General features: G+C 62.7%; 21 protein-coding genes, 1 tRNA gene and 1 pseudogene. 3 read left to right on the top strand and 20 right to left on the bottom strand.

The annotated features are described in order from the left end of the window. The 12 genes and pseudogenes from GSQ89_RS03455 to GSQ89_RS03405 all read right to left on the bottom strand — a co-directional run. Positions 1–196, bottom strand: a pseudogene (locus GSQ89_RS03455) (carboxypeptidase M32); the annotation flags it as partial. Further along, positions 193–885 (bottom strand): SURF1 family protein, encoded by a 693-nt coding sequence (locus GSQ89_RS03450; protein WP_254073062.1) that lies wholly within the window; start codon positions 883–885, stop codon positions 193–195. The pseudogene GSQ89_RS03455 and the gene GSQ89_RS03450, both read right to left, overlap by 4 nt. Then, positions 882–1169, bottom strand: coding sequence for a DUF983 domain-containing protein (locus GSQ89_RS03445; protein ID WP_254073061.1), 288 nt, complete (start codon positions 1167–1169; stop codon positions 882–884). Before GSQ89_RS03445 ends, GSQ89_RS03450 begins: the two co-directional genes overlap by 4 nt. Positions 1170–1251: 82 nt before the next feature. Next, on the bottom strand, positions 1252–2100 hold the full coding sequence (locus tag GSQ89_RS03440) for a cytochrome c oxidase subunit 3 (RefSeq protein ID WP_158922043.1): 849 nt from the start codon (positions 2098–2100) through the stop codon (positions 1252–1254). Positions 2101–2206: 106 nt separating this feature from the next. Beyond that, positions 2207–2830 carry a cytochrome c oxidase assembly protein gene (locus GSQ89_RS03435; protein ID WP_158922041.1) on the bottom strand — a complete coding sequence of 208 codons (624 nt, stop codon included), beginning with the start codon at positions 2828–2830 and terminating at the stop codon, positions 2207–2209. Further along, positions 2830–2979, bottom strand: a complete 150-nt coding sequence (locus GSQ89_RS38240; RefSeq protein ID WP_174254822.1) for a hypothetical protein — start codon at positions 2977–2979, stop codon at positions 2830–2832. The genes GSQ89_RS03435 and GSQ89_RS38240 overlap by 1 nt, the downstream gene beginning before the upstream one ends. Before the next feature lie 3 nt (positions 2980–2982). Then, entirely contained in the window at positions 2983–3876 is an 894-nt protein-coding gene (locus tag GSQ89_RS03430; protein ID WP_254073066.1) for a heme o synthase, read from the bottom strand. An 84-nt stretch (positions 3877–3960) separates the two neighbouring features. Beyond that, entirely contained in the window at positions 3961–5574 is a 1614-nt protein-coding gene (gene ctaD / locus GSQ89_RS03425) for a cytochrome c oxidase subunit I (RefSeq protein WP_371734208.1), read from the bottom strand. 70 nt (positions 5575–5644) lie between these two features. Further along, complete coding sequence (gene coxB / locus GSQ89_RS03420; RefSeq protein ID WP_158922037.1) at positions 5645–6478, bottom strand: cytochrome c oxidase subunit II; 834 nt, start codon at positions 6476–6478, stop codon at positions 5645–5647. Between the two features lie 265 nt (positions 6479–6743). Beyond that, positions 6744–7424, bottom strand: coding sequence for a class I SAM-dependent methyltransferase (locus GSQ89_RS03415; protein WP_158922035.1), 681 nt, complete (start codon positions 7422–7424; stop codon positions 6744–6746). A gap of 153 nt (positions 7425–7577) precedes the next feature. Next, positions 7578–7823: a twin-arginine translocase TatA/TatE family subunit gene (locus tag GSQ89_RS03410; RefSeq protein ID WP_158922033.1), complete on the bottom strand. Its 246-nt coding sequence runs from the start codon at positions 7821–7823 to the stop codon at positions 7578–7580. A 158-nt stretch (positions 7824–7981) separates the two neighbouring features. Further along, entirely contained in the window at positions 7982–8443 is a 462-nt protein-coding gene (locus GSQ89_RS03405) for a 23S rRNA (pseudouridine(1915)-N(3))-methyltransferase RlmH (protein WP_158922031.1), read from the bottom strand. An 81-nt stretch (positions 8444–8524) separates the two neighbouring features. On the opposite strand from GSQ89_RS03405, the gene GSQ89_RS03400 reads away from it, so the two are divergent. Next, positions 8525–8599 (top strand) — tRNA-Val (locus GSQ89_RS03400). A gap of 22 nt (positions 8600–8621) precedes the next feature. Here the strand turns inward: GSQ89_RS03400 and GSQ89_RS03395 are convergent. The 3 genes from GSQ89_RS03395 to GSQ89_RS03385 all read right to left on the bottom strand — a co-directional run bounded on the left by GSQ89_RS03395 (position 8622) and on the right by GSQ89_RS03385 (position 16069). Next, entirely contained in the window at positions 8622–11744 is a 3123-nt protein-coding gene (locus GSQ89_RS03395; RefSeq protein ID WP_158922029.1) for an efflux RND transporter permease subunit, read from the bottom strand. Between the two features lie 27 nt (positions 11745–11771). Then, positions 11772–12932: an efflux RND transporter periplasmic adaptor subunit gene (locus GSQ89_RS03390; RefSeq protein ID WP_256367296.1), complete on the bottom strand. Its 1161-nt coding sequence runs from the start codon at positions 12930–12932 to the stop codon at positions 11772–11774. A 218-nt stretch (positions 12933–13150) separates the two neighbouring features. Further along, positions 13151–16069: an FAD-binding and (Fe-S)-binding domain-containing protein gene (locus GSQ89_RS03385; protein WP_216855993.1), complete on the bottom strand. Its 2919-nt coding sequence runs from the start codon at positions 16067–16069 to the stop codon at positions 13151–13153. 96 nt (positions 16070–16165) lie between these two features. Between GSQ89_RS03385 and GSQ89_RS03380 the strand changes: the two genes are divergently transcribed. Next, positions 16166–17341, top strand: coding sequence for an alanine--glyoxylate aminotransferase family protein (locus GSQ89_RS03380; protein WP_254073059.1), 1176 nt, complete (start codon positions 16166–16168; stop codon positions 17339–17341). On the opposite strand, the gene GSQ89_RS03375 is transcribed toward GSQ89_RS03380, so the two are convergent. Continuing rightward, positions 17320–18198, bottom strand: coding sequence for an ATP-binding protein (locus GSQ89_RS03375; protein WP_158922025.1), 879 nt, complete (start codon positions 18196–18198; stop codon positions 17320–17322). The two genes, GSQ89_RS03380 and GSQ89_RS03375, sit on opposite strands and share 22 nt — an antisense overlap. 83 nt (positions 18199–18281) lie before the next feature. Here GSQ89_RS03375 and yajC point away from each other — a divergent pair, with 83 nt between their 5' ends. Beyond that, the gene (gene yajC / locus GSQ89_RS03370) at positions 18282–18671 is read left to right on the top strand and encodes a preprotein translocase subunit YajC (protein WP_158922023.1); all 390 of its coding nucleotides are present in this window, start codon (positions 18282–18284) and stop codon (positions 18669–18671) included. A gap of 79 nt (positions 18672–18750) precedes the next feature. Here yajC and GSQ89_RS03365 read toward each other — a convergent pair whose 3' ends face one another. The 4 genes from GSQ89_RS03365 to GSQ89_RS03350 are packed head-to-tail and all read right to left on the bottom strand — an operon-like array spanning position 18751 to position 22639. Continuing rightward, a complete protein-coding gene (locus GSQ89_RS03365; RefSeq protein WP_158922021.1) occupies positions 18751–19917 on the bottom strand; it encodes an ABC transporter substrate-binding protein in 1167 nt (388 codons plus the stop codon). A 36-nt stretch (positions 19918–19953) separates the two neighbouring features. Continuing rightward, the gene (locus tag GSQ89_RS03360) at positions 19954–21108 is read right to left on the bottom strand and encodes an AMP-binding protein (RefSeq protein ID WP_158922019.1); all 1155 of its coding nucleotides are present in this window, start codon (positions 21106–21108) and stop codon (positions 19954–19956) included. Beyond that, on the bottom strand, positions 21099–21872 hold the full coding sequence (locus GSQ89_RS03355) for an ABC transporter ATP-binding protein (protein WP_158922017.1): 774 nt from the start codon (positions 21870–21872) through the stop codon (positions 21099–21101). The genes GSQ89_RS03360 and GSQ89_RS03355 overlap by 10 nt, the downstream gene beginning before the upstream one ends. Continuing rightward, entirely contained in the window at positions 21869–22639 is a 771-nt protein-coding gene (locus tag GSQ89_RS03350; protein WP_216855992.1) for an ABC transporter ATP-binding protein, read from the bottom strand. The genes GSQ89_RS03355 and GSQ89_RS03350 overlap by 4 nt, the downstream gene beginning before the upstream one ends.

The raw sequence follows: 22639 nt of genomic DNA, 5'->3' as shown, positions 1-22639 counted from the left end.
CGGCCTCGATCTCCGGTGCAGTCAGGTTTTGATGCCGGAGCACTGCCAGCGCTGCGAGTTGGTCGCCTCGGGCTGGTCCGCCGCCGGGCGGCATGATGGCGGCGGCGTCCCACCCGAGCATGGAGGCGCATTCGCCGATTGTGGCGATGAGCTTGAAGCGGGTGGTGAGACGTTCGTACGCGGACTTATGTGTCATGACCGCAATGCCTTTCGCACCCAGGCGCCGAAGATGATGAGCAGCGCCACCGCCAGACCATACCAGGTGATGGCGTAAGACAGATGGTTGTTGGGCGGCCGCGGCAAATGTTGCGCCGGCACCGGATACGTCCCGGCTGTTTCCGGTCCCATGGCGACCAAGGCGTAGGGCTCCGGATTGGGGGCACCGACGACCGCGCCGATCACCGCCGGGTCGAGCGTGAAGAACTGGCGACCCGCGTCATCGTCGGTCGGGCTGAACCAGCGCGGCGAGTCCCCAGGATGGACGTAGCCGGAGACGGTCACCGCGCCCGCGGGCTCATTGAGGGCGGTTGCTCGGTTTTGTGGAATCCAGCCGCGATCGACCAAAATCGTCGGGGCGCCGGGGCGCTCCAATGGGACAATCTGATAGGCACCCATGGTTGGGCCAGCCATCGTGTCGCGCACCTCGGCGCCGTACTCGGCGGCCTGGTCATAACGGAAGCGGCCGGTTACCGAGACTTTCGTGTAGGGCGAGGGCTTGGCGGGTAATGGAACAGGCGGCGCAGCTTCCCCCGTCGCGATTTGCGCCAGGATACCTTCCTTCCAGTGCAGGCGGTAAACCTGCCAAGTCCCCAGGCCGATTAGCAGAAGCAGCATCGCCAGGGTGCTGAGGCTGGGAACCAGGAACCGGCGCCAGGCCGGTGTCACAAGCCCATCTCGGTGGAGCGGTGGCGGAATTGCAGGGCGACCAGCGCTGCCTTCATCGGCCGCATCAGCAGGATGGCGAGCGGCAGGGTTATTGAGGGCCACAGGATCGCATGCACCCAAAGCGGTGGTTCAAACCGGAATTCGACCCAGAAAGCCAGGATAACGACGATCGCCCCCAGCACCATGATGAGACCGACTGCCCCGGCGTCGCCGGTGTCGGACTGCGTCAGGTCTAGGCCGCAGTCCGGACACGCCGGTCTCAATGTCAGCAGCCCCGTGAACAATTTGCCTTTTCCGCATCTCGGGCACCGGCAGCGAAGGGCCGCCTGAAGGGTCGAGATTTGCGGTTCGTCCACGGGGACGGGGTTACTCCATCGCGATCTGGCCAGCGCCATACCAGTAGATGCAGACGAACAGGAACAGCCACACCACGTCGACGAAATGCCAGTACCAGGCGGCGGCCTCGAACCCGAAGTGGCGTTCCGGGGTGAACTGGCCGGCACGGGCTCGGAACCAGCAGACGATCAGGAAGCAGGTGCCGACGATGACGTGGAAGCCGTGGAAGCCCGTCGCCAGGAAGAACACCGACGAATAGACGCCGCCGCCGTAGAACGCAAACGGGGCATGCGAATACTCCATCGCCTGGCAGAACGTGAAGCTGAGGCCCAGCAAGATGGTGAGCCCGAGGCCGCGGACCAGGCCCTTGCGGTCGTTCTCGAGCAGGCAATGATGCGCCCACGTCACGGTCGTGCCGGACAGCAGCAGGATCATCGTGTTCAGGAACGGCAGGTGGAACGGATCGAAGGTGTGGACGTTGGTCGGCGGCCATACCGTCTGGCCGTTGCCTTGGGTTTCCGGGAAGATCAGGAAGTTGAAGTAGGACCAGAAGAAGCCGACGAAGAACATCACCTCGCTGGTGATGAACAGCGTCATGCCGTAGCGCAGGCCGAGTCGCACGATCAGGCTGTGAGCGCCCGGCGTGCGGGATTCGCGAATGACGTCACGCCACCAGAAGAACATCGTCGTCAGGACGGTCAGCACGCCCAGGATGAGGACCGGATAACTGCCGAAATGCGCGGCCAGGACGATGCCGAACACGATCATGAAACCGCCAAGGGCGCCAATGATCGGCCACGGGCTGGGGTCGGGGAGATGATAAGGATGCTTCAAACCGGAACCCATCACGGCCGGTGCACTGTGCGCGTCGCTGCTCATGCCATATCCATATCAACACCGCCGGGGAAACCGCCCCGACCCGGCTGCCGCATAATCGCCAAATCTCGACTGAGTTCAAGAGGGCGGGGAGAGTTCACCACGGCGTTCAATTTGTTCTCGATTTCAGCGCTGCGAGGTCGGCCGCGGACATCGGACCGACATGCGGACCGGCCTTGGCGAGGGCGCCGACTTTCTCGGCATCCGCCAACGAGCGGTAGAAGGTGTAGGAGAGCGTGATCTGCTTCACGTCGGCGGTGGTGGGGTCGGTGCGAATCGCCGGATCGACCCAGAAGCTGACGGGAAATTCCATGGTCTGGTTGCCGGCCAAGGTCTGCTGGTTGAAGCAGAAACAGGCGGTCTTGTGGAAATATTGGCCGACTCTTTCCGGCGTGACGTTGTACAGCGCCATTCCGGTGACAGGACGGCTGGATTTGTTGGTGGCGTGGTAGAAGGCGACCTGCTCCTCGCCTAGTTTCGACGAGACCTCAAGCTGGTCTGGCTCAAAGGACCAGGGCAGTCCAGGGTTCGTGTTGGCGTTGAAGAGCACCCGGATGGTCTGGCCGCTGGCCCCGGGTGCCGCCGCCAAGCCGATACTCGGCGTGCCGCCGAAACCGGTGACGGCACAGAACAGCCGGTAAAGCGGGATGGCGGCAAAGGACATGCCGACCATGCCAATGATCGTCGCGACCACGGCCGACCCGACAATCGCGTTACGCCGTTTCACATTCATCAGAAATGCGCCATTTTGACGATGGTGATTGCGTAGAACAGGCCGCACAGGGCGAACAAAACAATCAGAATCGCCCAACTGCGGCCGCGGCGCCGGCGCGCGGCATCGGCGCTGGCATTCTTGGCAGGTGTCTGGTTGTCCAAAGCCATCGCCTATCCGATCAGACGATCGATAGCCAACGCCCCGAACAAGGCAAACAGATACAGAATCGAGTATTTGAATGCGGCCTTGGCCGGCGCGTCCCCTGTCAGGCTGTTGCCTGCCTCGTCCTGACGATCGGTGATCACGCGATACACCCGCTCCAGGAAAATCAGGCCGAGCAGACCGGCGGTGATGCCGTATGGCAGGCCACTGAAGCCCATCAGGTAAGGCACCATGGTCAGGGGGACCAGGACGATGGTGTACAGCAGGATCTGCCGGCGGGTTTCCTTGGCGCCGGACACGACCGGCAGCATGGGAACGCCGGCCCGCCGGTAGTCGTCATTCGCCCACAGGGCGAGCGACCAGAAGTGCGGCGGCGTCCAGATGAACACGATGCCGAACAGCACCAACGGGATCAGGTCCACCGATCCAGTGACCGCGGCCCAGCCGATGACCGCGGGGAATGCGCCGGCCGCGCCGCCGATGACGATATTCTGCGGGGTGCGCCGTTTCAGCCACATCGTGTAGACGAAGACGTAGAAGCAAACCGACAGCGCCAGGATCAGGGCCGCCGGGATGTTCACCACCAACCCCATCACCAGCACGGAACCGGCGGCCAGGGTGACGCCGAACCCCAGCGCGGGGCCAGGCTGAATGCGCCCTGCCGGGATCGGGCGATCCCGCGTCCGCCGCATGATCGCGTCGATATCGCGATCGTACCACATGTTGATCGCGCCACAGGCGCCAGCGGCAACCGCGATGCAGAGGATCGCGGTGAAGGCCAGCACCGGGTTCAGATGGCCCGGCGCCACCAGCAGGCCGATGACCCCGGTGAACACGACCAACGTCATGACTCGCGGTTTCAGCAAGGCGATCCAGTCCCGGTAGTCGGATTCCACCGCCATATCGGGGGATTGGATATACGGGACCGACAAGGGGGTAGCGATCCCCTTGTCACCCTGCATCGATGAGGTCGCGTTGTTCACGGTTTAGGATATCCGCGGCATTTCCAGATAGGTGTGGAACGCCGGAGGCGAGGTTTGGGTCCATTCCAGCGTCGTAGCGCCCTCACCCCAATAGTTGTCGGCAACGTGGGCCTTCGAGGTGAAGGTGCGGAAGCAGACATAGAAGAACACCAGCATGGCGAGACCGCTGATATACGCGCCACAGGATGACACGAAGTTCCAGCCCGCGAACGCCGCCGGATAGTCCGGGTAGCGGCGCGGCATGCCGGACAGGCCCAGGAAATGCTGCGGGAAGAAGGTCAGGTTGACGCCGATGAACGTCAGCCAGAAATGCACCTTACCCCAGAACTCCGGATACTGGTGACCCGACATCTTGCCGATCCAGTAATAGAAACCGGCGAAGATGGAGAACACCGCACCCAGCGACAGCACGTAGTGGAAGTGCGCGATGACGTAGTAGGTATTGTGAACCGCCTCATCGATACCCGCGTTCGCCAGCACCACGCCAGTAACACCACCGATGGTGAACACGAAGATGAAACCGATCGCCCACAGCATCGGGGTCTTCAGGTCGATAGAGCCACCCCACATCGTCGCGATCCAGGAGAAGATCTTCACCCCTGTGGGCACGGCGATCACCATGGTCGCGCCCATGAAGTAGGCCCGTGTATCGACGCTGATGCCGGACAGATACATGTGGTGGGCCCACACGACGAAGCCGACCACGCCGATGGCGACCATGGCGTAGACCATACCCAGATAACCGAAGATGGGCTTCCGGCTGAACGTCGAGATCACGTGGCTGATGATCCCGAAGCCGGGCAGGATCATGATGTACACTTCAGGGTGGCCGAAGAACCAGAACAGATGCTGGAACAGCACCGGATCGCCACCGCCCGTCGGGTCGAAGAAGGAGGTGCCGAAGTTCCGGTCACAGATCAACATGGTGATCGCGCCGGCCAGGACGGGAACCGCCAGCACCAGAAGGAACGCCGTCACCAGCTCGCTCCAGATGAACAGCGGCATCTTGTGCAGCGTCATGCCGGGGGCACGCATATTGAAGATGGTGACGATGAAGTTCATCGAACCAAGCAGCGAACTCGCACCGGCCAAATGCAGCGCGAACAGCGTGCAATCCATGCCCATGCCCGGTTCGTAGGTCGCATTGGACAGCGGCGGATATAGCGTCCAGCCGGAACCGGACTCGCCCATCAGCAGACCGATGCAGATCAGCACCAGCGCCGGCGGCAGCAGCCAGAAGCTGATGTTGTTCAACCGCGGGAACGCCATGTCCGGCGCACCGATCATCAACGGGATGAACCAGTTGCCGAAGCCGCCGATCAGCGCCGGCATGACCGAGAAGAAGATCATCAGCAGCCCGTGACTGGTGATGATGGTGTTCCACTCCTGCCCCTCGGTGACGACGTGGTTGCCGGGGAACATCAACTGCGCACGCATGATCTCGGACAGGACGCCGCCGACCGTTCCGCCGACGACGGCGAAGATCAGATACAGCGTGCCGATATCCTTGTGATTGGTGCTGAACAGCCAGCGCTTCACGAAGCCGGGCTTGTGGTCATGCCCGTGGTCGCCGTGCGCATGGTCGCCCCCATGGGCGTGGGAATCAGTCGCAGCCATCATATCTCTCCGCTGACGTGCCGGCCGTTCAGCCGGCACCCGTTCTCACCCAGACAGTTTACCGCCAAAGTCACCGGGACGCGACCTTGGGAAGTTCAGCCACCGACGCGGATTTCTTCGCCTCGGCGACCCAGGTCTTGAAATCGGCCTCGGACACCGCCTTCACGGAAATCGGCATCCGGCTGTGGTCCTGACCGCAGATCTGGTTGCACTCACCGTAGAAGGTGCCGATCTGATCGGCTTCCATCCATGTTTCAATGGTGCGGCCCGGGATCGCATAGCGCTGCACGCCGAACGACGGGATGAAGAAGCTGTGGATCACGTCGGTGCTGGTGGTCAGGATGCGGATCTTCTTGCCCACGGGGATGACAAGCTGGTTGTCCACCGTCAGCAAGCGAGGCTGTCCCGGCTTCAGATCCTCATCGTGAACATAGCGGCTCTCGATATCCAGGTTGCCCTGATCCGGATAGGTGTATTCCCAGTACCACTGGTGGCCGGTGACCTTGATGGTCATGTCCGGATCCGGCGTGCGGTCCTGATAGTAGATCAGGCGGAAGGACGGGATGGCCATGACCACCAGGATCAGCACCGGGATCACCGTCCAGGCGACCTCCAAAATCGGATTATGGCTCGTTTGGCTCGGGATCGGGTTCCGCTTGGCGTTGTAGCGAACCATCACCCAGACCAGCAGACCGGCGACGAACAGGGTAATCACGGTGATGATCACCAGCACCATGTCATGCAGGTGGATGATCCTGTCCTTGATCGGGCCAAACGAGCGCTGCATGCCCATTTCCCAGGGACGAGGCTCCCCGACCACACCTTGGGCCCACGCAAACGGCGTCGCCGACAGGCTGAATACGAACCCGGCCACGGCCGCCAGGAGCCACTTTACAATCCGCATCGATTGACTACCCCAACTCGCTCGCAGGTCACGCACCACAGGTCGATACGCGGCGCCGCATCTCTGCTGTTCGCCTACCGGACGCAATCGACAAGATCAAGGTGTCAGGGATGAAGTTGCCCCGCTTTCGGCGCGACCGGCCTAGAATTTTTCCGGCCGGCGACCCGGTGTTACCCTGGCAAACCTACCGGTCCCGGCCGGAATTATCACACGCCGAATTTCTTTGTCTGGAGAAGGCGCGTCGCGTCCGATGCCGGTTCGGACGCTAAACCCGCAGGCGGACCAGGGTGAAAATCCCGAACCGGGAAACCGCCTCGGTCTCGATCCGCGCGAGATCGTCGGCGGAAAAAATCGCGTCCATGGCGAAATCGGGGTGCCAGCCCAGCGCCTTGGACGCCGGCGCCATCGCACGCTCCAGCCACCATCTAGGGCCACGGGCCGCGGCGAAATGGTTGATGAACAGAATATTGCCACCCGGCCGCACCAGGCGACGCATTTCGGCCAGCAACCGTCGGGGATTCGGCACAACGGAGGCCACGAACATCGCCACCGCAATGTCGAACGACGCGTCCTCAAAAGGTGTCGCCTCGGCATCCATCTCGTGCAGCGCCTTTACGTTGGTCAGCGCACGCTCCCGCGTTCGCTCCCGAGCCTTGCGCAGCATCTCTTTCGACAGATCGATACCGGTGATCAGCTTGTCCTGATCGTAATGGGGAAGCGCCAGTCCCGTCCCGACTCCGACCTCCAGCACATCCGTCCCAGGCAGCCGGTTGACCAGGGAAACCGCGCGCAACCGGGCCTTCGACGAAAAACCGCCAAATGAGGTGTCATAGATATGCGCCCATCGGCGATAAGCCTCCAGGATCGAGGCCTGATCCAGCGCCGCGACAGGCACGAACCGAGCGGCACCAGCCGATGGGTCCTGTTTTCGGAGAGTCTGATTCATCCGTCCCCAGGCATCCTCTTTGCCAATCGCCCAAAATGCGCAGACGTCTCACGTAAGCAACGTCCGCGAGATTACATCGATGCCTTAAATTATTGAAAGATTCGGCGCAAGCCGGACATCGCCCCGAACGCTCCGCCGACCGGTCTGCTGCCGTCAGGCCGTCGTCGACGGTTCGCGGTGTGTCGCCGTGGTCTGCGCGCCAGGACCCGCCAGCGAGCCGCTTGGCTTCGACGCGGTTTCCTCCATCGAGGCATCGTCAGGCTCTGCCATATTTTTCTTGAAGGATTTGATGCCCTTGGCAAAGTCACCCATCAACCCACTGATCTTGTTGCCGCCGCCAAACAGCACAAGGATCACGGCCAACACCACCAACCAGTGCCAGATGCTGAAGCTACCCATACGTCCTCCTTAATCGCTGCTTCGACGCCAACGTCCCAGACCCCGCGCCAGGGTGCGATTACCGTTCATGCCCTCGGGGACCACCAACCGGTCGTCCCAGGGGCTGACATGGCGCGAGTCGCCGACTGATGCAAGCACCGTTTGTCGGCGGTCGGGAGTCAGGCCTCCGGACGGCCCGCCCGATGATAGGGATGGCCCTGCGCAATCGCCTGGGCCCGATAAAGTTGTTCGGCCAACATCGCCCTGACCAGGAAATGCGGCCAGGTCATCGTGCCCAGGGAAAGCAGATAGTCGGCCCTGGCGATGACTGGCGCGTCCAATCCCTCGGCGCCGCCGATCAGGAAGCATACCGGACGCGACAAAGTTGCCCATTGGCCCAGGCGGCCGGCAAACGACTCGCTGTCCAGCGCGTAGCCGCCCAGGTCGAGGGGCACCACGAAGGCGTCCCGCGGCAAGGCAGCCAGCAGCGCAGCGCCCTCCTTCCGCTTCACCACGGTTGGGGTGCCTCGCTCCTCCGCCAGCTCGGCAATCGTCAGGCGCGGCCGCAGCCGTATATTGTAGCGTTCGAACAGGTCCGCCTCAGGCCCGCTTCGCAGCCGCCCGATCGCAATGAGGTGCATGGCTCATAAGCTTCTTTTGCTGAGCGATCCGGTCTTGCGGAAGGATCGCAGCGCAGGCTAAACACGGCCTCCCGGTGAAACGGGCGCGTAGCTCAGCGGGAGAGCACCTCCCTGACACGGAGGGGGTCACAGGTTCAATCCCTGTCGCGCCCACCACCGCCCTTCCGGGCGCCGGATTTCAATCCGCCTCTGCTCCCATTTTCGCTGCCAGGGCCGGCATGCGCGACCGGCGCGGTGCCAGCCAGTGCTGCAGCCTGTCCAGATACAGATAGATAACCGGCGTCGTGTAAAGCGTCAGGACCTGACTGAGCGCCAATCCCCCTACCATCGCGAAGCCAAGCGGCCGGCGCAGTTCGGACCCGGCGCCGGTGCCGAGCATGAGTGGGATGCCGGAGAGCATCGCCGCCATCGTGGTCATGAAGATCGGGCGGAACCGCAGCAGGCAGGCCTGACGAATGGCGGCCAGTGGCGGGATTCCATCACGGCGTTCGGCATTGATGGCGAAATCGACCATCATGATGCCGTTCTTCTTCACGATGCCGATCAGCAGAATGATGCCGATCAGCGCGATGACAGTCAGTTCATAGTGGAACAGCATCAGCATCAGCAGCGCGCCCACACCCGCGGACGGCAGCGTGGACAGGATGGTCAGCGGCAAAATGTAGCTCTCATACAAGATGCCCAGAATGATGTAGACAGTGATCAGCGCCGCCGCGATCAGGTAGGGCTGGCTGGATAGCGACGACTGGAATGCCTGCGCCGTTCCCTGGAAGGAGCTTTGCAGCGTTATCGGCGTGCCCATGTCCCGCATCGCCGCGTTGATGGCATCCACGGCCTGACCAAGCGCCGCGCCCTGTGCCAGGTTGAAGGAGATCGTCACGGCTGGGAACTGGCTCTGGTGGCTGATGGAAAGAGGTTGGACCGGCGCGGTGGACCATTTGGCGAAGGCGTTTAGCGGAACCGTCTGCCCGGTCGTCGAATGGACATACAGCTTGCTCAACGTGTCCACATCGGACGCCTGGCCGGGCATCACCTCCAGGATCAAGTGATAGGAATTCACCTGGCTGAAGTACTGCGTGATCTGCCGCTGGCCGAACGCATCGTAGATCGTGTCGTCGATGACCTGCGGCTGCACCCCGAAGCGTGCCGCCTTGTCGCGGTCGATCGTCAGGCTGACGGTGGTGCCGCCGGTCTGCTGGTCGGTGGTGACGTCACGCAGCATCGGCAGCGTCTGAAGCCGCGCCAGAACCTTCGGCCCCCAGGAGAAGAGTTCGTCGAAGTCGGCGTCCTGCAGCGTGTATTGGAACTCCGTCTTGGTCAGGCGTCCGCCGACGCGGATATCCTGTGCCGCCTGCAGGAACGCCGCGCCGCCAGCGACCGCGTTGAACTTGGGACGCAGCCGCGCGATGTATTGCTGCGCGGACCCGCCAACCCGCTCATCCCACGGCTTAAGCGCGATATAAATCCGCCCGTTGTTGCCGGTCTGCCCGCCCACGCCGGCGCCGACCGTGGCGCCGTAAGCGGCGGTATCGGGGTCGGCGGCGACAATGGCGTTCAGCTTCGCCTGGATGTCCGACATCTGGCCGAAGGAGATGTCCTGCGATCCTTCGGTGACGCCGAACACCACCCCGGTGTCCTGTGCCGGGAAGAATCCCTTTGGAATGACGATGTAGAGATACACCGTGGTGGTTGCCGTCGCCAGGAAGACCAACAGGGTGATGAAGCGGAACTTCAGGGCGATATCCAGCGTGCGGCGGTAACCGCCGATCAGGGCGTCGAAGAAGCCCTCGACCAGGCGGTAGGCCCAGTTATGGCCGCCGGAATGGTGCTTGAGGAAACGCGAGCACATCATCGGGGTCAACGTCAGCGAAATGAATGCCGACAGCAGCACCGCGATGGTGATGGTCATCGCGAATTCCCGGAACAGACGTCCGACGATCCCACCCATCAGCAGCAGCGGAATGAACACCGCCACCAGCGAGCAGCTTATCGAAACGATGGTGAACCCGATCTCACCGGCGCCTTTCAGTGACGCCTCCAGCGGATCCATGCCGTCCTCGATGTGCCGGAAGATATTCTCCAGCATGACGATCGCGTCGTCCACGACGAACCCGACCGCGATGGTAAGGGCCATCAGCGACAGATTGTCCACGCTGTAGCCGAACAGGAACATGGCCGCGAAGGTGCAGATCAATGCCACCGGCACGGTGATGGATGGAATGATGGTCGCCCAGAAGCTGCGCAGAAACAGGAAGATCACCATGACCACCAGGCAGATGGACAGGATCAGCGTGAACTGCACGTCCGCCACCGAGGCCCGGATAGTCAGCGTCCGGTCCATGATGACATCGACGTGGACGGACGGCGGAATCGACGCTTCCAGATGCGGCAACGCCGCCTTGATGTGGTTCACCGTGTCGATGACGTTGGCGCCGGGTTGCTTGAACACAACCAGCAGGATGCCCTTCTTGCCGTTCTGCCAGGCACCCAGAAGCTGATTTTCCGGCCCGTCGATCGCTCGGCCGATATCGCGCACCCGTACCGGCGCGCCATTGCGCCAGGCCAGGATCACGTTGTCATATTCCGACGCCTTGGTCAGCTGATCGTTGTCATAGACCGCGAAAGACTGCCTCGCGGTATCGACCGTGCCTTTTGGCGAATCGACGGTGGCGTTGACCAGCACGCCACGCACGTCCTCCAGCGTCATGCCCATGGCCGCGAGCTTGCCGGGATCAACCTGCACCCGCACAGCACGCTTCTGTTCACCGCCGATCAGCACCTGGGAAACGCCGGCGATCTGCGACAACTGCTGTGACAGCACGACGTCGGCGTACTCGTCGACGTTGATCAGCGGTATCTCATCCGATTGGACGGACAGGATCATGATCGGTGAGTCGGACGGGTTGACCTTGCGATAGGTGGGGCTGGACGGCAGCGCCTTGGGCAATTGGCCGCTGGCGGCATTGATCGCCGCCTGCACATCGCCGGCCGCCGCGTCGATGTCCCGGTCGAGGTCGAACTGCAGGACGATCTGCGCCGCGCCCAGGACGCTGACCGAGGTAAGCTGCGCCACGCCGGGTATTTGGGCGAATTGCTTTTCCAGTGGCTGCGCCACGGTGCTGGCCATGGTCTCGGGGCTGGCGCCGGGGAAACTGGAGGAGACGGAGATCGTCGGGAATTCGACGCGTGGCAGCGGCGCGACCGGCAGAAATGGATACGCGGCGAGGCCCACCAGGACGAGCGCGGCGGTCAGCAGCGAGGTCGCGACGGGTCGTCGGATGAATGGGGTGGAAATGCTCATGTCGTGGGCTCTCCCCCTTCGTTGTGACTAGCTGCCAGACTTGGTTGAAGCCGCGGGTGTGGCCTGAGCCTCCCGCACGGAGACCCGTGTGCCGGCCTGCAACCGGGATTGGCCAGTCGCGACCACTATCGTTCCGTCCGCCAGACCGTTGGAGACGACGTAAACGTCGCCCTCCTGCCGCACGACCTGGATTGGTTGCACCTTGACCGTATTGTCCTGGGCGAGCTGGTAGACAAAAAGACCATTGGGACCGTGCTGGACCGTCGGCGCGGCGACGGCGATTACGTTGGTGTCGGTTCCCAGCAGCAGCCTTGCGTTCACGAACTGACCCGGCCACAGCGTGTCATGCGCGTTGGCAAAGGTCGCCTTCAGCTTGATCGTTCCCGTGGTGATGTCGATAGTGTTGTCGGGTGTCAGCAGAACACCGCGGTCGAGTTCCGTCGTGTTGTCGCTGGCATACACCACGACATCCAGTGTGTGCTTCGCCATCGCCTGCATGATCGCAGGAAGGTTGTCCTGCGGCAGCGTGAAAGTGACGGTGATCGGCTGGATCTGGGTCACCGATATGATCGGCGTCGCCTCCGCCGAATGCACGATGTTACCGGGGTCGACGTTGCGCAGACCGACACGGCCATCAAATGGTGAAGTAATGTAACAGAAGCTCAGATTGAGTTGAGCCGCCTCGATTTGCGCGTCGTCGCCCAGTATTGCCGCTGAAAACTGCTTTACCAGGGCCTGCTGGGTATCGAGTTGCTGACGGGACGCGAAGTCCTTCCGGACCAGGGACGCATAACGCGCGAGATCCGCCTGTGCGTTCGAAAGCTGCGCCTGATCCTGCTGCTTCTTGGCGACGGCGGTGTCCAATGCGGCCTGGTACGGACGGGGGTCGATAACGGCCAGCAAATCGCCCTGCTTGACCCCCTGCCCTTCCTTGACCGGCACTTGCGTCAGCGTGCCGTCGACGCGCGGTCGCAGTTGAACGGCGTAATTCGCCTGAACCGTCCCCAGGCCGCGCAACCAGATGGGCACATCCTGCCGAACCGCCTTGGTGACGGTAACCGGGACACGGGAATCCTGCGGTACGGGTTGCGCGCCTGCGATGACAGGGGCACCCGCGACAAAGCAAAACGCAGCACCGCACCCTACGCGCCGAATAAATCGACGCACAAATTTGGTCTTTACCAGCATTCCCTCGCCCTAATTACCACAAATCGAATCAATGCCATTTCGGCATTTTGGCCGATCCAGGTCGGGTTCGACGAACGCTCCCCGGAGCCATGACACCTTATCATCGATTAAATCACAATTAAGCGCTAGGTTAAAAATTAGACATACCAGAAGAATCATGCCGTGCAAATGGCGCTTTTAAGACTATTTTCCGATACAACCACAAGATGCGCGACCGCTTATGGCGCCACTTCCAGCGCCCGCTCCATCAGCCGTACCGAGTGAATCGCCTCCCGCCCTGACAGGTCTCGGATCTGATGCCGGCAGGATGTCCCGTCCGCGACGATGAAATCATGGGCCGCCGCCGCCCGAACCGCAGGCAGCAGATCCGCCTCGGCCATCGCCCGCGATGTTGCTTCGGTCTCCGCCTGATAGCCGAAGGTCCCCGCCATGCCGCAGCACGATGAGGCAATCGGCTGAGCCGACAGCTTGGGGATCAGCCGCAGCATCGCCAGTGCATCGGGAAACGCCCCGAACGCCTTCTGATGGCAATGGCCGTGAACCCGAGCCGTTCCCGGCAACGGCCGCAACGCCAGATCCGGCTTTTCCTTCGCGATGAATTCGCTCAGCAGCATCGACCGTTCGGCGAACCGGTCCGTCGCCGCACCCGGCAGCAACGAGCGGAATTCGTCCCGCAGCGTCATCAGGCACGACGGTTCCAGGCCGATGATCGGCAGGTTGTCCGGCAGGTAACGCATTGTGCGCGCGGCTTCCTGTCGCGCCTTGTCCACCATCCCGCCGGCGAGCCACGTGCGGCCGCAGCACAACGGCCGTCCACCGGTTGACGGGACGATCGCCCGATAGCCCGCCGCGGCCAGCACCTTCACCGCGGCGCGCAGGTTTTCCGGCTCGAAATATCGGTTGAACGTGTCCGCCAGCAGATAGACGTCGCCGCGCGGCGACGCGGGGGCGCCGGCCGCGGCCTCTTTGTTCAGGAACTTGTCCCGGCGCCATTTCGGCAACCGCCGAGCGGCGGAAAAGCCCAGGAAATGTTCGGTCAGCCAGCGCAGCGGCGGCAGGTGGTTGCGCAAATTCGCCAGCCCCGGCACCTGGGAGACCAGCGGGGCATAGCGCGGCAGTTCCGCGATCAGTCCCTCCCGCCATTTCACCCCGTGCCGTTCGGCGCGGGCGGCGGTGACCTCGATCTTCATCTTGGCCATGTCGACGCCGGTCGGGCATTCCCGCTTGCAGGCCTTGCAGGACACGCACAGAGCCATCGCGTCAGCCATCGGCTCCGACGTCATGGCATCCGCGCCTAGCTGCCCGGTCAGCGCCAGCCGTAGCGTGTTGGCGCGCCCGCGGGTCAGGTGGGTCTCGTCGCGGGTCACCCGATAGCTGGGGCACATAACGCCGGAATCGAAGCCGCGGCAGGTGCCGTTGTTGTTGCACATCTCGACGGCACCAAGCATGCCGCCCATCGGGCCGGGATGGTCGGACCAGTCGAGTTTGGGGATGAAATCGCTGATCGGACTGTAGCCCGGCCCGTAGCGGAACAGCGTCCGGTCATCCATTTTCGGCGGATGGGTGATCCGGTTCGGGTTCAGCAAGCCGATCGGATCGAACGCCTCCTTCACCGTCTCGAACGCGCGGACGATTCGGGGGCCGAACATCTGTTCGTGGAACTCACTGCGCACCAGGCCGTCGCCGTGTTCGCCGCTGTGCGATCCTTTGTATTCCCGAACCAGGGCGAAGGCTTCCTCGGCGACCGATCGCATCGTCGCGACGTCCGCCGGGTCCTTCATGTTCAGGACCGGCCGCACATGCAGGCAGCCGACGGAGGCGTGGGCGTACCACGTCCCCTTGGTGCCGTGGCGTTCGAAAACGCCGTTCAAGCGTTCCGTGTAGTCCGCCAAGTCGTCCAGATCGACCGCGCAATCCTCGATGAATGACACCGGCTTTCCGTCGCCCTTCATCGACATCATGATGTTCAGGCCGGCCTCCCGCACCGAAGCGATGTCCGCCTGGAACGCAGGATCGATGACGCGGACGACACCCGGATGGCCCAGATCGCCCATCAGGGTTTCGAGTTCGGCCAGTTTGGCGAGCAACGGGACGTCTTCGTGGCCGTGGAACTCGACAATCAGCAGGCTGTCGGGTTCGCCGATCAGCATCTGGTCGATCGTCGCACGGTAGATCGGGATGCCACGGCCGAGGTCGATCATGGTTCGGTCGACCAGTTCGACCGCCTCGGGGTCCAGGGCGACGATGTGCCTGGACGCTTCCATCGCCTTCCGGAAGGTCGGGAACTGGCAGATGCCCAGCACCTTGCGCGGCTTGACCGGCTGCAACGTCAGTTCGATTGCCGCCGAGAAGGCCAGCGTGCCCTCCGACCCGACCAACAGGCGGGCCAGATTGTCGCGGCCCGACGCACGGGCGGCGGCGGTTAACGTGTCGATGTTATAGCCGCCGACGCGGCGAAGCTGCTTCGGGAAACGGGCGGCGATTTCGTCGGCTTCGGAGATGCCCAAAGCCCGTAGGCGCTGAACCAGATCGGCGATCGTCGCCGGCATCCGGTCCCCCAGGTTGTCCGGGACGATTCCGAATCGATGCTGCGAGCCGTCCGACAAAATTGCCTGGATCGCCCGCACATTATCAGCCATCAACCCATAGCGGATGGACTTCGACCCGCAAGAGTTGTTCCCCGCCATGCCGCCGATCGTGCAGCGGGCATGAGTCGAGGGATCGACCGGAAAAAACAGCTTTTCTGAGCGCAGCGCGTTGTTGAGGTGCCCCAATACCAAGCCTGGTTCCACCAGTGCCGTCCGCGCCTCGGCATCCACGTGCAAAATGCGCCGCAAATGTTTGGAGCAGTCGATCACCAGCGCCCGGTTGACCGTCTGGCCGCATTGGCTGGTGCCGCCGCCGCGCGCCAGGACGGGAATCCCCTCGTCGCGCGCGAGCGACATCGCCGCCACGACGTCGTCGATCGTCTCCGGCACGATCACGCCGACCGGCTCCATCTGATAGATCGAGGCATCCGTGCTGTAGCGGCCCCGGCTGGCGCGATCGAACAGCACCTCGCCCTTGATGTTGCGGGCCAGACGCATCGCGAAAGCCGCGTTGTCGGGCATTACGGACTCGGCGAGGTTGGCGCTCATGCGGGTTGATTAACCTGGTTGGAGGTGCAGCAGCGCAGCATTGGCAAAGGCGGCGAACCGCCGCAAGCTGGGGCGACGCAATCAGGAGGTCATATCGTGGCTGGATCGCATGTCCCGGGTCGGCATTTCCTGCAAATTCCCGGCCCCACCAACGTGCCCGACCGCGTGTTGCGAGCAATCGACAATCCCACGATGGACCACCGCGGCCCCGATTTTGGTACGCTCGGGCTGGAAATCCTCAGCAATCTGCGTGCTGTTTTCCAAACCGAGGGACCCGTCATCATCTACCCCGCGTCCGGCACCGGCGCCTGGGAAGCCGCCCTGACCAACACGCTGTCGCCCGGCGACACGGTCCTGATGTGCCGCACCGGCTGGTTTGCCCATTTATGGAAAGAAATGGCGGAGCGGCTGCAGTTGAATCCGATCTTCCTGGACACCGATTGGCGCAGGGGGGCCGACGTTCCGGCCTTGGCACAGGCCCTGACGGCGGATACCGCCCACCGGATCAAGGCGGTCTGCGTGGTGCATAACGAGACCTCGACCGGCTGCACGTCGCGCATCGACGAGGTCCGGACGGCCATGGACGCGGCCGGGCACCCCGCCTTGCTGCTGGTGGACACGATTTCGTCGCTCGCCTCGATCGACTACCGGCACGACGAATGGGGCGTCGATGTCACGGTGGCGGGGTCGCAGAAAGGGCTGATGCTGCCGCCGGGCCTGTCGTTCAACGCGATCAGCCCCAAGGCGCTGGCGGCCGCCGAGGTCGCGAAGCTGCCGCGCAGCTACTGGGATTGGCGCCCGATGCTGGAGGCGAACAAGACCGGCTACTTCCCCTACACACCCGGCACGAACCTGCTGTACGGCCTGAATGAGGCGGCGAAGATGCTGCTGGAGGAAGGTTTGACCAACGTCTTCGCCAGACACGACCGGCACGCGGAAGCCACGCGGCGAGCTGTTCGCGCCTGGGGGCTGGAGGTTCAGTGCGCCGATCCACGGCACTATTCGTCGTCGCTGACCGCCGTGCGGATGCCGGACGGTCACAGCGCGGACGCCTTGCGGGCGACGATCCTGACCCGGTTCAACATGAGCCTGGGCAATGGGCTCGGCATCCTGAAGGACCGTGTCTTCCGGATTGGTCATCTCGGCGACCTGGGCGACCTGCAACTGATCGGGACGCTCGGTGGGGTCGAGATGGGTCTACGCACGGCGGGCGTGCCGCACCGATCAGGCGGGGTGCAGGTGGCGATCGACTATCTGTCGGGGAACGCCTGAACGTCCTTCGTCACCACGCCGAGCCGCCCCGCCATTTCCTGAATGAACTGCCAGGCCACGCGGCCAGAACGAGCGCCTCGGGTGACGGACCATTCGACGGCTTCGGCGTGTAATGCCTCGGTGGTGATCGGTAGCCCGATATTCGCGGCGTAGCCGTCGATCATCGCCAGGAACGTCGGCTGATCGCAGTTATGGAAGCCCAGCCACAAGCCGAAGCGGTCGGACAGTGAGACCTTTTCCTCGATCGACTCATTCGGGTTGATCGCGGTGGAGCGTTCGTTGTCGATCATATCGCGCGGCATCAGGTGCCGGCGGTTGGAGGTGGCGTAGAACAGGACGTTGTCGGGGCGCCCCTCGATGCCGCCGTCGAGAACGGATTTCAGCGCCTTGTAGTCGGCGTCCTCCTTCTCGAACGACAGGTCATCGCACAGGATCAGGCAGCGCCGGGATTCGGGGCGGAGCAGGTTAAGCAGGTCCGGAAGGGTACGGATGTCCTCGCGATGGATCTCGATCAGCACGAGGCATCCAGGATTCTCCTGGTTCGCCACGGCATGCGTCGCCTTCACCAGCGACGATTTGCCCATGCCGCGGGCGCCCCACAGCATGGCGTTGTTGGCCGGCAGGCCGCGGGCGAAGCGCAGCGTGTTCTCCACCAGGATGGATTTCTGCCGGTCCACACCCTTCAGCAGCCCGATTTCGACTCGGGAGATCGTGCGCACCGGCGCCAGATGGGCGGGTGACGGATGCCATACGAAGGCGTCAGCCTGCGTCAGGTCCACGGCGGCAACCCGCGAGGGGGCCAGCCGGTCCAGCGCATCGGCGATGCGGGTCAGCAAATCGATCGTAGTCTGTTCCATGCAGTGAGATTCCTGAGACCGCTTGACGAAAGGTGGGCGGAAACTATGGTCCGGCCCGCTGCATCGCAAGGACCCGCGCCGCTATGAACCCGTTTACGCTGATTACCCCGGCTTATGCGCAGGATGTTTCCGGCATGCTGGGAAGTGCCACGCAGTTCGCGCCGCTGGTCCTGATTTTCGCCGTCTTCTACTTCCTGCTGATCCGTCCGCAGCAGCAGAAGCAGAAGGAAATGAAGGGGATGCTGTCAGCGCTGAAGCGCGGTGACAAGGTCGTCACCGGCGGCGGCATCCTGGGCGTGGTGCAGAAAGTGCCGATGGTGCAGGACAAGGACGGCAAGCAGATCGCCTCCAACGAGATCGAGGTGGAAATCGCCCCGAACCTGCGCGTGACGGTGCTGCGGGAGACGATCACCAGTGTGATCAAGCCGGTGGCGGCAAACGACACCAGGCCGGTGAAGGAAAAGGCGTCGTAGACGTCTTCAAAGCCCCAGCCGTTCGGCTCGGCCATAATCCGTCGCCCGGGTGGGCCAGCCGTCACCCGGGCATTTTGGACTAATACCCCAGCGGTTCGGCCTCCGCCGGCTGCCAATGGCCATCCTTGACGACGCACAGGAACGATTCGTTGGATCCCTGGTGCTTTGTCTGGCTGAACGAAATCGTCGGCGAACCGAAGATGTCGTGGTAGTTCTTGATCGACTCCAGACCCGCGACAAAACTATCGGGCGTCAGGTCTTTGCCGGCATTCTTCAACGCCTGAACGACCACCTCGGCTCCGGTATAGCCAATCTGCGCGGCGAAGTTCGGGCTCTTATCAAATTTCTTGCTGTAGGCGGCGTCGAACGCTTTGACCGCCGGTGACGTGTCGCCCTCGGTCACGAACAGCATCGGCGTCATCGAATAGAACCCGTTGGTCGTTCCACCTGGTGCGGTCGCCACCGCCTCATCATAGCTGGCGGCCTGGCCCATCATATCGACGTTCCAGCCAATCTTTCTGACCGCGGAGATGATCTGCACCGCGTCGCGGACGATCGTGCCCAGAACGATGAAATCGCATCCGGCATCGCGCATGCGCGCGACCGAGGCGCTGAAGTCGGTATCAGTTGGCTTGTGAAGCGTTTCGCCGGCCAGCGTCATGTTCTCGGCCTTCAACTGGTCCTTCACCCCGTCGGTGATATCGCGGCCGAAATCGGTGTCCTGCGCCATGGTGCAGACATGCTTCTTGCCGCGCTTCTCGACGAAGAACTTCAGGCCGGCGCGCACCTGGTCATAATAGGATGATCCCAGGCCGAACTTCAGATGATTCAACGGCTCGTACATCGAGCGGGCGGATGTCAGCGGGAAAATATTCGCGACACCCTTGGCAAGTTGCTCCGGCATCACCGCGTTGTTCATCGGCGTGCCGGCATTCGCGACCATGATGAACACGCCGTCACGGTTGATCAGCTTGTTCGCGGCCTGCACCGACCTTGGGATCTGGTATTGATTGTCCTCCACGACGTATTTGATCTTCCGGCCGTTGATGCCGCCGGCCGCGTTAACCTGATCGAACACCATCCGCCAGGAATTGGAGTTGTTCACGCCCCACATCGCCGTCACGCCGGACAGATCGGTGTAGGTGCCGATCACGATATCCGTATCGGTCACGCCCCGTTGCGGTTCGGCAGCCATCGTGGGAACAGCCAACGCGAGTGCGATGGCCATAAGCATGAACCTGATCATCCATTTCCTCCCCGTCGTTTCGTTGCTTGTGCAACTTTATGCGTAGGCGTTCTGCATCAAGGCCTGGTAGCGTTCGTCCAACTGGCCGGACCCAACCGACGGTTCATCCACGCGCTGAATCGCGATACCCAGGCTTCGGGCCCAATCGAGCGCCGTGGAACCGACCGATGCACCGCCGACATAGGCGAGACGCAGCTTGTTCAGACCAAACTCCCGCCGGACGGCACGCAGCACGAACAAGTCCGCCAGTCGTGCCCTTGGTCCGGTGAGGCGTGCGGTGCGCAACGCCCATCCGTAAACCAGGCGCTGCATGGCGACCGCGCTTTTGGTGCGCGTCGCGGCGAGCATTTGCAGATGATCCCATACCGCGGCATCGACACCCAGGATCGTCGGCTGCAATTCCTGCAGGTTTTCGATCACGGTATCCGGACCTTCGGGATAGTTGCTGATGCAACGTGTTTCCAGTGACAGATACAGGCCCCAAATCCGTTCGGTGATGTCGGACAGCCGCAGCACGGCCAGGCGCTCATCATGCGGCCGGATCGGCAACCTGTCGCGCGCAGCACCCACCATGTGCATCAGGTCGCCGTGCGTCAGCGTCCGGCCCATGCCGAAGCCCTCGCCGCGGGGGAACTGGACGACCGCCGGCTGATCCGCGTCGATCGATCGGACCGCAAGGGCCCAATCCGCCGAACCGCCACTCTCGATGAAGGCGGACAGGCTGACGCAACTCGCGTCGGCGAAATCCCGCAAACCCTTCATGTCGAACACCACGATGCGGGACAGCGCCGGGCAGCGATCGCGAAGCCCCAGCAGCTTGTCGAGCTGCTCCTCATTCTCCACGAATGCGAGACGACTGCCGCTGGACGATAGAAGGTGGGACACCCGATCCAGATCGTCGTCCGGATCGATGGCGACACTCGCGGCGCCGCACCCCATGATCGCGAGGTCGGCATAGACCACCTCGGGCCGCGATTCCGACAGGATCGCCACCACGTCGCCACGGGCGAAATCCGCCGCCAGCAAAGCGGTCCCGATCGCCTGAACCTGTTCGGCGAGATACGTCCAGGTCGCAGCCTTCCAGATGCCGCGGTTCTTGGTGCGCAAGATCGTTTCGTCACCGTGCGCTTGGGCCCGTTGCGAGACAAGCGCGGCAAAAGAGGTGTGCGGCTGGTCCATCGTCAGTTCCACGACCGTTTCTTTTTCCACCGCCGGGTGCCACGCGCACCGGCTTCCTTCTGGCCCAGATAGAATTCCTTGATGTCGGCACGCTGCATGAGTTTTTTGCAGTCGTCGGCGGCGACGATGCGCCCGACTTCCAGCACGTAGCCGAAATCCGCCGTCTGCAATGCCATGTGGGCATTTTGCTCAACCAACAGGATAGCGACATTTTGTTCGCGGTTGATCCGCCGGATGATGCCGAATATCTGCTGCACGAGAATCGGCGAGAGTCCCAGCGACGGTTCGTCCAGCAGCAGCAATTTCGGGCTACCCATCAGCGCCCGGCTGATCGCCAGCATCTGCTGCTCGCCGCCCGACAACAGGCCCGCGCGCTGGTTCTCGCGCTCCTTCAACCGTGGGAAATAATCAAAGCAAAGTTCGGTATCGCGTGCCACGCCGGCCGAATCGCGCCGTGTGTAAGCTCCCATGGTGAGATTTTCGCGCACGGTCAGGAATGGAAAAATCTCCCGCCCCTCCGGCACGTGGCAGATGCCCTGGCGCATCACCTGATCGGGCGGCAAGCGGGCGATGTCGCGCCCTTCGAACAGGACCTGGCCCCGTTCGGGGTCCAGAACGCCGGAGATCGTGCGCAACACGCTGGTTTTGCCCGCGCCGTTGGCGCCCAGCACCGTCACGATCTGTCCCTGGTCCACATCCAGGGACACGCCGCGAATGGCCTGGATCGGACCATAAAACGTTTCGATGGAGTTCACCCGTAGCAGAGGTTCGGTCATGCCGCGCTTTCAACCTCCCCACCCAGATAGGCGCGCACCACTTCGGGATGGGTCTGCACCTCCTGCGGTGTGCCCATCGCCAGGACCTTGCCGTAATTTAGCGCCATCACCCGATCGGACACCTGGTTGACCAGCGCCATGTCGTGCTCAACCATGATGACGGTAATTCCCAGATCCTTCTTGATATCCTCGATCCAGAAACCCATTCCTTCGGTCTCTTCGACATTCAGCCCGGATGACGGTTCGTCCAGCAGCAGTAGCTTCGGCTCGATGCACAAAGCACGCCCCAGTTCCACGACCTTGCGGACGCCATACGGCAGGTTGGCGATCAGCGAATCGCGGTACCGTTCCAGGCCGAGGAAGGCGATGACGTCCTCGGCCTTCTCGCGATGGCGGAGTTCGGCGTTGCGCACCGACGGCAGAAACAGAAGTTCTGATATGAAACCAACCCGCGAATGGCAATGCCGGCCGATCAGCAGATTTTGCAGCAGCGTGGCGTTGGGGAACAGCTCGATATTCTGGAAGGTCCGAGCGATTCCCAAGGCGGCGATCTGCGAAGCCGGCGTGCGGGTGAATTCCTTGCCCTCGAAGATCAGCTTGCCGGATGTCGAATTGTAGATACGGCTGATCAGGTTGAAGATCGTGGTCTTTCCGGCGCCGTTGGGGCCGATGATGGAAAACACCTCCCCCTGCCTTACATCGAAGCTCACGGAATCCACCGCTCGGATTCCACCGAAACGAACCGAGATATCGTCTGCCTGGAACAT

Origin of the sequence: Acidisphaera sp. S103 (assembly GCF_009765975.1) — a bacterium.
Taxonomy (GTDB): Bacteria; Pseudomonadota; Alphaproteobacteria; order Acetobacterales; family Acetobacteraceae; genus Rhodopila.
This window is presented reverse-complemented; position numbering and strand designations above follow the sequence as displayed.